This is a genomic window from Curvibacter sp. GW821-FHT01G03 (genome assembly GCF_059422285.1).
The window spans coordinates 155,014-169,130 of record NZ_JBWKWP010000008.1 but is presented as its reverse complement, the minus strand read 5'-3'; the positions used below and the strand labels follow the sequence as shown (position 1 = coordinate 169,130).

Annotated in this window: 13 protein-coding genes; 5 read left to right on the top strand and 8 right to left on the bottom strand. The window is 63.6% G+C overall.

All coding sequences use genetic code 11. The features are described 5' to 3' along the window. Together AC07VS_RS13420 and AC07VS_RS13415 are read right to left on the bottom strand one after the other, a co-directional pair. On the bottom strand, nucleotides 1-498 hold the full coding sequence (locus AC07VS_RS13420; protein WP_494751184.1) for an aromatic-ring-hydroxylating dioxygenase subunit beta: 498 nt from the start codon (nucleotides 496-498) through the stop codon (nucleotides 1-3). 16 nt (nucleotides 499-514) lie between these two features. Continuing rightward, entirely contained in the window at nucleotides 515-1,795 is a 1,281-nt protein-coding gene (locus AC07VS_RS13415) for an aromatic ring-hydroxylating dioxygenase subunit alpha (RefSeq protein ID WP_494751183.1), read from the bottom strand. Nucleotides 1,796-2,117: 322 nt separating this feature from the next. Here AC07VS_RS13415 and AC07VS_RS13410 point away from each other — a divergent pair, with 322 nt between their 5' ends. Continuing rightward, complete coding sequence (locus AC07VS_RS13410) at nucleotides 2,118-3,179, top strand: lactonase family protein (protein ID WP_494751182.1); 1,062 nt, start codon at nucleotides 2,118-2,120, stop codon at nucleotides 3,177-3,179. Nucleotides 3,180-3,279: 100 nt separating this feature from the next. Here the strand turns inward: AC07VS_RS13410 and AC07VS_RS13405 are convergent, their stop codons facing one another. The 5 genes from AC07VS_RS13405 to AC07VS_RS13385 all read right to left on the bottom strand — a co-directional run bounded on the left by AC07VS_RS13405 (nucleotide 3,280) and on the right by AC07VS_RS13385 (nucleotide 7,871). Then, nucleotides 3,280-4,230 (bottom strand): Bug family tripartite tricarboxylate transporter substrate binding protein, encoded by a 951-nt coding sequence (locus AC07VS_RS13405; RefSeq protein WP_494751278.1) that lies wholly within the window; start codon nucleotides 4,228-4,230, stop codon nucleotides 3,280-3,282. A gap of 136 nt (nucleotides 4,231-4,366) precedes the next feature. Beyond that, nucleotides 4,367-5,146: an SDR family oxidoreductase gene (locus AC07VS_RS13400; protein ID WP_492347629.1), complete on the bottom strand. Its 780-nt coding sequence runs from the start codon at nucleotides 5,144-5,146 to the stop codon at nucleotides 4,367-4,369. A gap of 4 nt (nucleotides 5,147-5,150) precedes the next feature. Further along, complete coding sequence (locus AC07VS_RS13395) at nucleotides 5,151-5,849, bottom strand: fumarylacetoacetate hydrolase family protein (protein ID WP_494751181.1); 699 nt, start codon at nucleotides 5,847-5,849, stop codon at nucleotides 5,151-5,153. Further along, nucleotides 5,846-6,832 carry a Bug family tripartite tricarboxylate transporter substrate binding protein gene (locus AC07VS_RS13390; RefSeq protein ID WP_494751180.1) on the bottom strand — a complete coding sequence of 329 codons (987 nt, stop codon included), beginning with the start codon at nucleotides 6,830-6,832 and terminating at the stop codon, nucleotides 5,846-5,848. The genes AC07VS_RS13395 and AC07VS_RS13390 overlap by 4 nt, the downstream gene beginning before the upstream one ends. 85 nt (nucleotides 6,833-6,917) lie before the next feature. Beyond that, a complete protein-coding gene (locus AC07VS_RS13385; protein ID WP_494751179.1) occupies nucleotides 6,918-7,871 on the bottom strand; it encodes a 2-hydroxyacid dehydrogenase in 954 nt (317 codons plus the stop codon). A 114-nt stretch (nucleotides 7,872-7,985) separates the two neighbouring features. Here AC07VS_RS13385 and AC07VS_RS13380 point away from each other — a divergent pair, with 114 nt between their 5' ends. Continuing rightward, on the top strand, nucleotides 7,986-9,128 hold the full coding sequence (locus AC07VS_RS13380; RefSeq protein ID WP_492347633.1) for a citrate synthase family protein: 1,143 nt from the start codon (nucleotides 7,986-7,988) through the stop codon (nucleotides 9,126-9,128). Between the two features lie 264 nt (nucleotides 9,129-9,392). After that, complete coding sequence (locus AC07VS_RS13375; RefSeq protein WP_494751178.1) at nucleotides 9,393-10,622, top strand: MFS transporter; 1,230 nt, start codon at nucleotides 9,393-9,395, stop codon at nucleotides 10,620-10,622. Nucleotides 10,623-10,817: 195 nt separating this feature from the next. Here the strand turns inward: AC07VS_RS13375 and AC07VS_RS13370 are convergent, their stop codons facing one another. Next, nucleotides 10,818-11,666: a MurR/RpiR family transcriptional regulator gene (locus AC07VS_RS13370; protein WP_492347635.1), complete on the bottom strand. Its 849-nt coding sequence runs from the start codon at nucleotides 11,664-11,666 to the stop codon at nucleotides 10,818-10,820. 162 nt (nucleotides 11,667-11,828) lie between these two features. On the opposite strand from AC07VS_RS13370, the gene AC07VS_RS13365 reads away from it, so the two are divergent. Both AC07VS_RS13365 and AC07VS_RS13360 read left to right on the top strand, forming a co-directional pair. Next, entirely contained in the window at nucleotides 11,829-13,163 is a 1,335-nt protein-coding gene (locus tag AC07VS_RS13365; RefSeq protein WP_494751177.1) for an aspartate aminotransferase family protein, read from the top strand. A gap of 98 nt (nucleotides 13,164-13,261) precedes the next feature. Beyond that, nucleotides 13,262-14,116 carry a transporter substrate-binding domain-containing protein gene (locus tag AC07VS_RS13360; RefSeq protein ID WP_492347810.1) on the top strand — a complete coding sequence of 285 codons (855 nt, stop codon included), beginning with the start codon at nucleotides 13,262-13,264 and terminating at the stop codon, nucleotides 14,114-14,116. The last annotated feature ends 1 nt before the right edge of the window (nucleotide 14,117 follow it).

Genomic DNA, 14,117 nt, shown 5'->3' with positions numbered 1-14,117 from the left:
TCAGATGGGGTAGATGAGTGAGTTGGCGATCATTTCGCTGTCGTACACGCACAGGCGTGTGCGCAGCCGCAGGCCCTCGGGGGTGCGCACGATGTGGTCGTGGTACACGCCCACGTTGAACACCGTGGATTCGCCATCGAGCTTGGTGCGGAACACCGCGTAGTTGGCCTGGGTGTGCCAGGCGCACACCTGGCCATCAGGGCCGGTCTCCGTGCGCAGCACCCGGGGCAGGCCCACGATGTGGCGCTGGTAGTAGGGGTCGTGGTAGAGGGTTTCTTTCACGCCATACACGCGGTCGCGCATCATGGCCTGGCTGTCCAGGGCCAGCAGGCACAGGGGCAGGCCTTGTTCGTGGTTTTCGCGCGGCTGCAGGCGGTAGCGGCCGTCTTCGGTGAAAAAGTCGGGCCAGCGCGCCCAGTCGGCCGAGTCGCAGGCCAGGGCGTAGTCGGTGTGCAGGGCCAGCACCTGCTGGAAGGTCTCGAAATCAAGGGCTTGCATGGGGCTCGTTCCTCGCTCACTCGTCCATCACCTGACGCCAGTAGGCGTACATGCCACGGATCAGGGTCTCGGTCACCATGTGCTCGCTGTCTGCGATGTCACGCCCGCCCATTTCCACCAGGGTGCGGTGCTCGGGCTTTTGCTCAAAGCCCTGTTGCGACCACTCGATCACTTCGCCGTCGTCGGCCGACACAAACCCGGCGGGCCCGAACAGATTCGCCTGGGTGAGGCGGCGCTGCGTCATCTCGGCGCTGTCGTCCTCGAAGCCGAAATGCGTCCACACAAAGTCAAACGAGCCCGGGCCCTGCGGCTGGATGTGCCGCATCGACACGCTGTTGACCTGCTGCTGGATGATCAGGCTGGGGAACACCGTGGTCATCACCGCGGTCGGCCCGCCCCACCAGGGTTCGGGCACGATGTCGAGCAGGCTCGGGTCGTTCAGCCGCATGCCCTCCTTGAAGCTGTCCACGCCGGCCACCACCTCGGCCACCTCCTTGGCCATCCCTTGACCTTGTGGCCCGCCCTGGCCCCGGGTCGAGATCATGGCGGCATGGCGGTGATGCGCGTCCATCCTCAGGGCCGATCGGTTGTCGGCCCGCCAGAGCCCGAAAGTGGAAAACCAGGTGTGCAGCAGCCCCGGGTGGTAGGGGTCTTTGATGTTCTCCTGCATCAGCTTCCAGTTGCCTGGAATGCGCTGGCGCCGGTAGCCCAGGATCTTCAGCGGCCGGCCGCTGAACACGCGGTCGAACCAGGGCAGGATGTTGGGGCCCAGGTAGTCTTCCAGCGACTCCACCGCGTGATCGAATGAGGCAAACACCACGCCCCCGCGGCATGCCACCTTCAGCCGGGTCAGGCCGTGCTCTTCGGGTTTGAAGTCTTTGGGCATGCCGCCCTGGACCTGACCGTCCTGCTTCACGCCCCGGCGAAACGGCACCCCCTGCAGGTCGCCCTTGAGGCTGTAGTTCCACTGGTGGTAAGGGCAGAGAAAATCCTGGGCCCGGCCGTGGCGTTCGCGGCAAAACCGCATGCCGCGGTGTGCGCACACGTTCTCGACCACGTTGATGCCGCCGTCGGTGTCGCGCACCATGATCACCGAGCGCTCGCCAATCACCGAGCGCCTGAAGTCACCAGCTTGCGGGATCTCGGCCTCCAGCCCCACGTAGCACCAGTGGCCCTGGTAGAACAGGCGTTCAAGCTCGCGCTGGTAAAGATCGGGGCGGGTGTAAGCCCAGAAGGGAATCCGGCTGGTGTCGGGGCCCGGCCAGGCGGGTACCGCGGCGCTGTGAGGTTGGCTCATGCTTTTTGGCCTGTGGGTGGGCAGGCTTGTCTCTTGTTGCGGCCATTCTGCGCAGCGCGGTGATATCAGTCCATGCAGCCGAATACATAGATCGAATCACGGTTGTGAATATCAGTGGCTTTCGACACGAGATGTATGACAACGGGCGTTTCATCATGGATAAATCCCGGGAAAACCCCCTTTTTGCTTCAACTGCATGGGTTAATCTGCTTAAGTTGTACGATGTCGTATGTCAATTTGCGCTGGCTCAGCCCTGCGCAGCCCTCAAGCCACCTGCACCATGCCGCACCACCCAACGCCTGTTCACCCATCCCTGTCCAACATGGCCATGGGTATCGCCAGCCTTTTTCTTGCCATGACCCACGTCAGTCATGCGGGCACGATGGTCTACGTGTCCAATGCCGATAGCCAGGAAATTTCAGTCTTGGAGCTGGACCGAGCCCAAGGTCAACTCAAAGCCGTCGAGACGGTGGCGGTGGGGGGCACGGTCATGCCGATGGCGGTCAGCCCGGATAAGCGCTACCTCTACGCCGCCTTGCGCTCCCAACCCTATCGTGTGGTGAGTTTCTCCATGGATCCGGCCAGTGGCCGCCTCAAGAAGCTGGCGGAGTCAGCCTTGGCAGAGAGCATGGCCAACATCGACACGGATGTGAAAGGCCGCTGGCTGTTTTCAGCCTCTTATGGCGGCGGACGGATTGCGATCAATGAAATTGGCAAGGATGGTGTTGTCGGGCCGATTCGGCAACTGATCGAGACCGGACCGAACGCCCATGCCATTCATGCAGACCGGCAGAACCACTTTGTGCTGGCCACAAGCCTTGGAGGCGATGAGATTTCTGTCTGGAAATTAGATCAGGAAAGAGGGCGTTTGAATGCCTCGGAGGATTCGCGAATCAAGGTCACGGCGCACTCCGGGCCGCGCCATTTCGTTTGGGACGCTGCACAACAGCACCTGTATCTGCTGGGCGAACTGGATGCCTCGTTGACAGTCTATGACTGGGATGCAGCTTCTGGCAGTTTGCGTGAGAAGCAACGGCTCAGCACGCTCCCTCCCGGCTTCTCCGGCAAACCCTGGGCTGCGGATCTGCATTTTTCGCCCGATGGCCGTCATCTCTACACCTCCGAACGCAGCACGAGCACCCTGGCAACCTTCCGCGTGGATCAGGAAACCGGGCGACTCCAGGCCCAAGGTCACACGCCGACCGCCAAAACGCCGCGCAGTTTCGCCATCGACCCGAGTGGCCATTACTTGATCGCTGCAGGCCAGGACTCCCACAGCGTGTCACTGCACACCTTGGATCCTGCCAACGGGGCCCTGGGCGCCCTTCGTGGGATACCGGTCGGCAAGAATCCAAACTGGGTGGAAATCGTTGATCTCCCATGATCGGCAACCGAGTCTGAAGTGGCTCAAGTATTTTGGCGTGGATGGAATTCAATCTGCCAAGCATTTTGAATTCCAGCTGAGCGGCTGATATTTGAATCTGCTACTCGGGTGAGATACCCGCTTGATGGATGACCTTGCTCCATTTGGCCAAGTCCATGTGAATCAAGTTTGCATATTCCTGAGGGCTTCCACCCTTGACCTCAATGCCCATGCTATCGAGCTTGGCGAGCACTTCGGGCAAGCGCAGGATGGTGTTGATCTCCTGGTTCAGCCGTTGGACCACTGCTTTGGGCGTCCCCGCCGGAGCCAGGAAGCCGCCATTGGTGTTGGCCTCATAGCCCGCCAGTCCCTGCTCGGCCGCGGTCGGTACGTCCGGCAGCTGGGAGGCCCTTTTGAGGGTTGAGACCGCCACCGCCCTCAGGCTGCCTGCCTTCACATGGGCCTGCACGGCACTGAGGGTATCGATGAACAGCACCGTGCGGCCCGCCAACAGATCGGGATGCGCAGCCGAGGAGCCTTTGTAGGGCACCAGCAGCAAAGGTAGGCCGCTGGCCAGGCGGAACATCTCGGCGGCCATCTCCTGCGCACTGCCCCGGCCCGAGGTGGCCACTTTGGCCTCGTCTGGATGAGCCTTCATCCAGGCCATCAATTCGGGCAGGTTTTTGACCGGCAGTTTGGGTGGGATGGCAAAGACCAAAGGCACTTCGTGGGTGTAGACGATGGGCTCAAAGCTTTTCTCGGGGTCCCAGCTCAGATGATGGAACAGGAACTTGTTGATGGTGTGGCTGCCGCCCACGATGCCGATGGTGTAGCCATCTGGTACCGAACGGGCCAGGACCTCCGTGCCCAGGTTGTTCGAGGCCCCGGGCCGGTTGTCGACGATCACGGGCTGGCCCAGGGCCACCGCCAGCTTGTCCCCCACCACCCTGGCCAGGGTGTCGATGGCCCCGCCTGGCGGGGCGGGCACGATGATCTTCAGGGCGCGACTCGGGTAGCTCTGCGCCTGGGCAGGCAAACAGCCGGTGGCCCAAAGGCCTGCGCCCAGGCCCATGACGAGTGTGGCCCGAAGGGCCCGTTGCAACATTGGCTTCATGGTGGTCTCCGTGCAGGTGCTGACCGGCCCCGGGGCCGCCGCACCGGTCTTGTGGGGGTGGTTGGAAATGCGAAAACGGGGCGCGTGGCGGCGTTCAGCCGCGTCCGACAAAGGGCATGGCACTGGCCATCACGGTCATGTTGAGAATGTTGACGCTCAGCGGCATGGCCGCGATGTGACGCACGGCATCGGCCACATGCGCAGCCGCCATCATGGGCTCGGGGGCCACGCTGCCATTGGCCTGCAGCACGCCGCGGGTCATGCGCTCCGACAGCTCGGTCAGCGCATTGCCGATGTCGATCTGGCTGGCCACGATGTGGAAGGCCCGGCCATCCAGGGCCAGGGCTTTGGTCAGGCCGGTGACGGCATGCTTGCTGGCCGTGTAGGGCGCGGTGAAGGGGCGCGGGGTGTGGGCCGAGATCGAGCCGTTGTTGATGATGCGTCCACCTTGCGGCACCTGGCGCCGCATCAGGCCGAAGGCCGCACGGGCGCACAGATAGACGCCCGTGACATTGGTGTTGATGACCTTGAACCAGGTCTCCAGCGGCAGCTCGTCCATCGGAACGGCCGGGGCATTCACCCCGGCGTTGTTGAAGAGCAGATCCAGGCGTCCGAATTGCTGCTCCACGTTGTCGAACAAGGCCTGCACCTGGGTTGGATCGCTCACATCGGTGGGCATGGCCACGGCCTGCTGCCCGGCGCTGCGGGCCTCCTCGACCAGGCTGTGCAGGGGCTCGGGCCGACGGCCCACTGCGACCACGGTGAAGCCATCCTGCAGCAGCCCCTGGGCGACCACGCGCCCGATGCCGCTGCCAGCCCCTGTGACCAGGGCGATGCGGGATGTCGTCGTGTGTTGTGTCGTGTGTTGTGTCATGTTCCTACTCCTTGGTCGGTGCCAGCACCGTGCTTGAAAACGTTACTAGGCCCTCGATACCCGCGCTGAAGGTGTCACCCACCTCCAGTGGGCCGACCCCGACGGGGGTCCCGGTGAAGATCAGGTCGCCTGCCTGCAGGCGGACCGAGCGCGACAGCAGGGCCACCAGTTCAGGGACGCCGAACAGCAGCTCGGCCAGGTCGACTTGTTGACGCCGCTGGCCATTGACGTCGAGCCAGATCGCGCCCCGTCGCAGGTGGCCGCAGCGCGCCGCCGGCACCAGTGGGGAACACATGGCCGATTGGTCGAAGGCCTTGGCCGGCTCCCAGGGCAGCCCTTGTCGTTTGGCTTCCTGCTGCAGGTCGCGCCGGGTCAGGTCCAGGCCCACGCCATAGCCCCAGATGCAGCGGGCCTCGACCTCCTGGGCTGGCAGATCACGTCCGCCCGCGCCGAGGGCCACGACCCATTCGACCTCGTGGCAAAAGTCGCGTGTTTGCGGCGGGTAGTGCAGAGGCTCATGGGCATCCAGCACCGCACTGGCCGGCTTCATGAACCACGAGGGCGGGCCCACGGGTGCCGGTTCGTCGGCCTGCCAGCGGTAGTTGCGACCGATGCAAAAGACACGCGCCAATGGGAACCGTGCCGATGTGTCGGCGACGGCCAGAGAATGCACCGGCGGTGGGTTGATGACGAAGTGAGTCATTCCAGGCTGATGTTTTGGCTGCGGATGATCTGGCCATAGCGTTGGCGATCGTCCGTGATGAGCTTGGCGAAATCGATCGGGGCGGTGCTGCGTGGGATCGCGCCGGCGCTGGAGAAACGCTCGCTGACGGCCGGGCTGGCCAGAACAGCCTGGATGTCGGCCGCGATCCGCTCGACCAGCCGGGGCGGGGTGCCTGCCGGGGCCAATGCGCCGATCCAGGAGGTGGCATTGAAGCGGGGCAGGCCCGACTCGGCCAGGGTCGGAACCTCGGGCAGGGCTGGCACGCGCTGCAGACTTGTCACCGCCAGGGCCCGTAGCTTGCCGCTCTTGAGGTGGCCCCAGGCCTCCATCACGGTCATGAAGGAGAGCTGCACATGGCCCGCGAGCAGGTCGGCCACAGCCGGCCCGCCCCCGCGGTAGGGCACGTGAAGCATCTGCGTCTTGGTCTGCTCCTTGAACATCTCGGCGGCCAGATGGGGGCCACTGCCCGGGCCTGAACTGCTGTAGCTCAACTGCCCCGGGCGGGACCGCGCCAGCGCGATGAACTCGGCCACCGAGTGGGCCGGGACCGCCGGGTTCACCATCATGGCCAGGGGCAGCTCGGCGACCAGGGAGATCGGTGCAAAGGCCTTGTCGGCGTCATAGGGCAGGCGCGCGAACAGTGAGGGGTTGATGGCTTGGGTGCCGACATTGCCCAGCAAAAGCGTGTAGCCATCGGGCTTGGCCTTGGCCACAAAGTCGGCCCCGATCTGGCCCGAGGCCCCGCCCTTGTTGTCGATGATGACGGGTTGACCCCAGCGCCGAGAGAGCTGCTCGGCCAGGATACGGGCCCCGGTGTCGGTGCCCCCACCTGGCGGGAAGGGGACGACCAGGGTGACCGGCCGGGCCGGGTACTCCTGCGCCAGGGCCGGTGGGCTGCTCAGGCTGAGAGCCCCCAAGGCCACCAGCCCAAAGCTGAAAATTGCGCGACGGCGCTTGAACATGTTTGTCTCCTTTTTTTGTTGGAACACCGAATAGGGAACACCCAACTGAGCGGTGCGGGCTGCACCGGGCACTCGGCTGGCGTGCTCAGGTGGTCAGGCTCATGACCGGGCGCTGGCCCGCCAGGGCTTGAGCCACGCTGTCGAGCACCATCTGGCCCATCGCCGCGCGGGTCTCCCAGGTGGCGCTGGCGCGATGCGCCTGCAACAGCACCCGCTCGGAGCCGCGCAAGGCCAGGGGCACGTGGGGCTCGTCGACGAACACATCGAGGCCGGCCCCGGCGATGCGCCCAGTGACGATCGCCTCGGCCAGGGCCGCCTCATCGACCAAGCTGCCCCGTGCGACATTCACGAGAAAGCCCTCGGGACCGAGGGCCTGCAAAACTTCCGCGTTGACAATGCCCCGGGCTGATTCGGCTGCCGCGCACAGCACGAGGGCGTCAGACGCCTGTGCCAGCGCCACCAGATCAGCCACAAACTGATGCGGCACGTCGTCCATGGGGCGCAGGTCGGTGTAGGCCAGCGGACAACCGAAGGCCGACGCGCGCTGGGCCACGGCCCGGCCCACACGGCCCATGCCGACGATGCCGATGCGCATGCCGCTGAAGCGCCGTCCCAAGGGGATGGCACTGGGCTGAGGGAACCGCTCCCAAAGGCCATCCCGCACAAAGCGATCGCCGCCGCCCAACTGGCGGCAGATCGAGATCAGCATGCCGATCGCCATGTCGGCCACATCCTCTGTCAGTGCCCCGAGGGTGGCGGTCACCGGCAGGCCACGCTCGCGGCAGTAGGCCAGGTCGACGGCATCGGTGCCGACGCCGTTGACCGCCACCACCCGGAGTGCCGGTAGCCGCTCCAGCAGAGCCCGTGAGATGCCGGTGTGGCCACCGGTGATCACGGCCTGGACGGCATGGGCATGCTCATCGAGCCAGGCTTCCGGGTTGTTGAGTTCGAAGTAGCGGTGAACTTCGTAGAGCGACGCCAACTGCTGGTTGATGGCCGGGACCAGGATGGGGTTGAGTTGCAGGATGAGGGCTTGCATGAGGGTTCCATCAAAGCGGGCTGAGTGCCCTGTTTCTGAGATGGACTGAAGTTTGTATATAGTTGATTTGATTGGCAATCTTGAATCACATAATCAACATAAAAAGGACCTGCGATGGCCACTTGGATCTCGATGGCGGAGGCCTGCCGTCTCCTGGGCGTACAGCAGCAGACGGTGTATGCCTATGCCAGCCGAGGCAAGGTCGAAGCCATGACCGACCCCGGCGACTCGCGCAAAAGCCTTTACCGGGCCGAGGATGTGCAGCAATTGGCCCGGCGAAAACAGGCTGGTCGCAAGCGCGAAACCCTGGTGACGCAGGCGCTCTCGGGGGTCGAGCCCAGCATTCCGACCGCACTGTCCACCTTCCACCGGGGTCGGCTGCTGTTCCGTGGGCAAGATGCGGTGGAACTGGCGCGCAGCGCCAGCCTGGAGGACCTGGCTGGCCTGCTCTGGGCCACCCAGGGCCCTGTCGATTTCCAGGTGCCCGGGCCGGCGCCTGTCGAAAAGGGCCGGGTGGCTGCCTTCACCTTGCTGGGCGGTCTCGCCGCGACCGGGCTGGCCACCAGTGGCCGTACGCCCCGTGTGCTGCATGAGGAAGGGCAGAAGCTGGTGGGCCATCTGGCCAATGCCCTGGGCGCCCAGGGGCCGCGACGCGCCCTGCACCTTCGCCTGGCCAAGGGCTGGCAGCAGGGGCCGGCCGCGGCCGAGCTCTTGCGCGCGGCCATGGTGTTGACGGTGGACCACGAGCTGACCAGCTCGGCCTTCGCCACCCGCATCGCGGCCTCCACGGGGGCCTCACTGCCAGCCAGCCTGCTGGCCGGCCTGTGCACCTTCTCCGGTCCACGCCACGGCGATGCTTCGGGTCAGATTCGGACCCTGTTGGCCGAGGTCAAACAATACGGAGCCGACCAGGTCGTGGAGCGACATCTGCTTGCCGGGGTCGCCCTTCCTGGGTTTGGGCACCACCTCTATCCCGAAGGAGATCCTCGCGCACGGGCCTTGCTCGACTTGTGGACACCCGCCTCCCCCACTGCGCGATTCATCGAACGAGGAACTGCACTCACCGGGCTGGCGCCCAACATCGATCTGGCGATCGCCGCGTTGGTGGAGTACCTGGACCTGCCCATTGATTCAGGCTTTTGCCTCATTGCCTTGTCACGCAGCATCGGGCTGCTCGCGCACTGTTTCGAGCAGCTTGAAATACGACAGACATTTCGCCCACGGGGGCGCTACATCGGGTCGATTCCCAGGTCTTGAGGCGCCGCGAACTCACATCAGGTGCATTCCGGCTGCTCGTATGAGGGATGACTACCCCCAGTGGGTTGACCCTGCGCCAAATCCGGGGCGATATACCGCAGCGGAACAGGTGATGCGGCGTGCGTCGCCCCGCGCTTGCATCCTGGCGCAGCTTCGCTGGTCCGGCTCACGCACGAAGATCCGAAGCAAGTCAAAATGAACAGTTCACCCCGACAAAAGTGCGCTGAAGATCCGTCAAGGTCCCGCGCCCAAGCAATAGCCCCCATGTCCTCGCCGAATGAATCCTCCCCTGAATCCGAAGCCGCCTTGCCCTGGCCAGCCCTTTTGACGTTGGTCAGTGCCTTCGCACTGAGCCAGGCCTTTCGCAGTGTCACCGCCATGATGGCGACCGGCCTGCAGCAAGAGTTTGGGCTGTCCTCGCAGGACCTGGGCTTTTTTGCCGCCACCTTTGCATTCGCCTTCGGGCTGACCCAGTTTGCGGTCGGGATTGCGCTTGACTTTTACGGGCTGCGCCGTACCTGGCTGGTCACCTTTCCCCTGGCCATCGTGGGCGCCCTCATTTCTGCGTTGGCCCCCAATTTCGCCGTGTTGGTCGTTGGGCAGGCGCTGGTGGGCATGGGGTGCTCGCCAGCCTTCGTGGTCTGCACGCTGTTCATCGCCAGGCGTTTTCCCGTCAAGCGCTTTGCCGCGGTCTCAGGCACGGCCATGGGTCTGGGGGGGCTTGGGCTGATCCTCACGGGAACCCCCTTGGCCTGGCTCATCGACGTCAGTTCCTGGCGCGTGGGTTTTGCGGTGCTGACCGTGCTGGCTTGCATTTCGTGGGTCCTGGTCTATCGCCAGTTGCACGAGGGACCGGCCGCCACTCAGCAGCGGCCGGAGACGCTCGGCAGTGCCCTGCGAGGCGTGGGGGCCATTTTCTTGTTGCCGCAGACTTGGGGCATCTTGGCGCTGGCCGGGGTCAACTACGCCTCGTTCCTGACCCTGCGTGGCCTGTGGCTGGGGCCCATGCTGATGCACCGCCATGCCATGACCTTGGTGCAGACCGGCAGCGTCGCCTTGTTGGTGTCCTTGATATCGCTGTTCACCCCTGCCTTGTTCGGGCACTTTGATCCAGGCCCGGCGCGGCGGCGACAGTGGATCATCCGTGCCGTGACGCTCATGGCTGCTGTGTCCGCTGTGATGGCCTTTGTCCCCTCGTCCTGGGTCGGCGTCGGTGGCATGGTGGCCCTGGCAGTGTTGTCAGGTGCCGGTGTCCTTCAATACGCCAACGTGCGCGCTTCCTATGGCACCGAAATCGGCGGGCGTGCCATGTCGGTGTTCACCATGTCCATGTTTCTGGGCGTGGCCATCGTACAAAGCCTGAGCGGCTTGGCCGCCTCGTGGTCCACCGCCTTGGGGGGCGACCCCTATGCGGGGGTGCTGGTGTGCATTGCAGCGTTGTTGATGCTTGGCGCGATGGCGTTTCGCTGGCTGCCTGCCGCGTCAGTGCGTTGAGCATTGATTTGGCAGATGCTGTCCGCGTCAGAATGGAATGGCCCCGAGATTCGCGCAGGCGCCCACCTCGCGCATGGAGCCAGGATGCCGCGCTCGCCCCGTCGTCAGAGGCGGCCGCTCGCGCCGCCATAGGTTCTTCATGACGATCCCAGAGTCGCAGGGCTCGCAGCCTGTTCAGGCGAGTCGTTGCGGGTGCTACAGGCCTTGGTAGGCCCCGGACTCGAACAGGCGCCGCTCTGCCTGCTCGATGCGCGAGACACCCGCCTTGCCAGCACGGCTCACCAGAAGCTCCAGCAGGGCTTCTGACAGGGCCTGTGCCGCTGCGATCGATGGGAAAAATGAAGGGCTTCGGGTTGAGAAAAACAAGGCCTCGTCCGCCAGCAAGGCCAGCGGCGAAGACGGGGCATCCGTCAGGGCCAGCACCTTGCAGCCTATCTCCCTGGCCTGCTTTGCCACGGCAATGGCCTCTCTGGAGTAGGGGCTGAAGCTCACTATCGTCACAGCGTCGTCCGCCTGGATGGCTCGCATCTGCATTTCAAGGGCGCCCCCCATGCCATCCAGCAGGGTCACCGAGTCGCGGAACAGGCGGTACACGTACATCAACGAATAGGCCACTGGCAGGCAGGCCCGAAAGCCCGCCACATGCACAACCCGGGCGTTCTCCAGCAACGTGGCCGCACGTTGCAGCCCGCCTGTATTTTGGGTTTCGGTGATCTCCAGATTGGCCTGGTGAACTTTGAAGATCTCGGCCACCAGACCGGTGTCCCGGGCTCTTCCGAGAAGTCCTTGTGCCTTTTTCGCGTAGGGCTCGACATCCAGTCCCAGATCCTGTTGCAGCGCCTCCTTGAGCGCGGGCCAGCCTTCAAAGCCCAGGTGCTGAGCAAATCGGACCAGGGAGGCTGGCGGCATGGCCATGCTCGTGCTCACGGCTCGCATCGAGCTTGTCACCACCTCGTTGGGGTGATCCAGCACATACCTTGCCGCTTGCTGCTGTGCGGGGGTCAGGCTGTCGAATTGGTGGCGAAGTGTTTCTCTGAATCCCATGCTGCCCTGCGCCCTGTGCGAGCTGACTTGTCGTTGGGTTCACTGTAACGGATGTCCGGCTGACCGGATTTCGTGGGTTCTGTGATTTTGTGGATCAAATGTTCCAAAAATAAAAATAAATGGTACATTTGCGTCAAATCAACTCTTCAATGAAGCCAGGCCATGACCCACGTTTTCCACCGTCATCTGAACCATCTCCCGCCGATGGCGGTCGGCGGCCGCGGTCTGTACCTGCGCGATGCCATCGGGCGCGAATACCTAGACGCTTCGGGGGGCGCTGCCGTTTCGTCGTTAGGGCATGCCCACCCGGATGTCATGGCCGCGATGCATCGCCAGATCGATCAGATCGCTTATGCCCACACCAGCTTCTTCACCACGGAAGTGGCTGAGTTACTGGCGGATCAGTTGGTTCGGACGGCGCCGCAGGGCACCAGCCATGCCTATTTCGTCAGCGGTGGATCGGAAGCCATGGAGGCCGCGCTGAAGATGGCGCGGCAGTACTTCGTCGAGATCGGCCAGCCCCAGCGGACTCATTTCATAGCGCGTCGGCAGAGCTACCACGGCAACACACTGGGCGTCCTGGCAGTTGGTGGCAACGAATGGCGGCGAGCTCCATTTGCACCACTCCTGGTCGAGGCCACACATGTGTCTGCCTGCTATCCCTATCGTGACCTGCGTGAGGGCGAGACCCCTGAGGCTTATGGACTGCGTCTTGCCAAGGAGCTGGAGGACGCCTTGCTGGCACGAGGTCCCGAAAGCGTGTTGGCGTTTGTAGCCGAGACCGTGGGCGGGGCCACTGCAGGGGTGTTGACGCCCGTACCGGGATATCTGAAAGCCGTGCAGGCTGTCTGCAGGCGTCACGGTGTGTTGCTGATTCTTGACGAGGTGATGTGTGGCATGGGTCGAACCGGAACCTTGCATGCCTGTGAACAAGAGGACGTTGTGCCCGACCTGATCGCCGTTGCCAAAGGGCTGGGGGGCGGGTATCAACCCATCGGAGCGGTGCTGGCGCAAAAGCACATTGTTGACGCCATGTCGGCTGGCAGCGGATTCTTTCAGCACGGACATACCTACGTCGGGCACCCGGTGGCTTGCGCTGCGGCGTTGGCGGTTCAGCAGGTGATCGCGCGTGATGGTTTGCTGGCCAAGGTCCGGCACGACGGCGTCATGTTCGGGCAGATGTTGCACACCGCCCTGGGGGGGCATCCCCATGTCGGAGACATCCGAGGGCGCGGCTTCTTCTGGGGTGTCGAGCTCGTCGCGGATCGTGCGAGCAAGCGGCCCTTTGCGACCTCCGACAAGGTGAACGTGCGACTGAAGAAAAAGGCCATGGAGATGGGCCTTCTCTGCTACCCCTTCGGCGGAACGGTGGACGGCCTCCAAGGCGACCACGTGCTGCTGGCGCCGCCCTATATCGCAAGCCTTGATCAATTGCAGCAGATCGCCGATTTGCTGGCCCAGGCCGTGGAGGCCGTCGTGCCTTCGCTGGCGAGCTGATTTCACCTTCGATTTTTCAACCCAGAGGTACACACATGATCAACCGCCGATCCGTTCTGCTGAATGCCTTGCTGCGTTCGTGGCTTGTCCTGGCTTCCATGAGCCTCGCTGCCATCACAGCTCAGGCCGAAGGCACTTCTACCCTCAAGAAAATCCGAGAGACCGGGACCGTGACCGTGGGCTATCGAGAGGCTTCCTTCGGCTTTTCGTATGTGGACGGCGGGCCCAAGCCCATCGGCTACAGCCTGGATATCTGCCATCGGATCCTGGAGGTCATCAAGGGCGACCTGAAGTTAACCAATCTCGAAGTGCGGTACCAGCCCGTGACGTCACAGAACCGGATTCCCCTGGTGGCCAATGGTACGGTCGATATCGAATGCGGCTCCACGACCAACCTGATCGAGCGCCAGAAGGATGTTGCCTTTTCGCCCGACATCTTTCGCTACAACGTGCGCATGGCCGTCAAAGTCAGTTCGGGCATCAAAAGCATTGCTGACCTGCAGGGAAAAGCGGTGGTCACCACGGCCGGCACAACATCATTTCGCCTGCTGCGCCTGGCGGACAGAGGGCAAAACCTCGACGTCAATCAACTCGCCGGCAAAGATCATGCCGAATCGTTCCTGCTGGTGGACAGCGGGCGGGCTGCCGCCTTCGTGCTCGACGACATCCTGTTGGCGGGGCAGATTGCCAATGCTCGCAATCCCAAGGATTTCGCCATCGTGGGTGAAAGTTTGCGCACTGAGAATCAGTCACTGATGTTTCGCAAGGATGACGCTGAATTCAAGGCGCTGGTGGATCGCGTCGTGACCGGCATGATGAAGTCTGGCGAAATGGAGCGGCTCTACAACAAGTGGTTCATGTCACCCATTCCTCCCAAGGGCATCAACATCAACTATCCGATGAATGCCGAGACGCGTGACGCCTTCACCAACCCGTCTTCCAAAGGCATCTGAA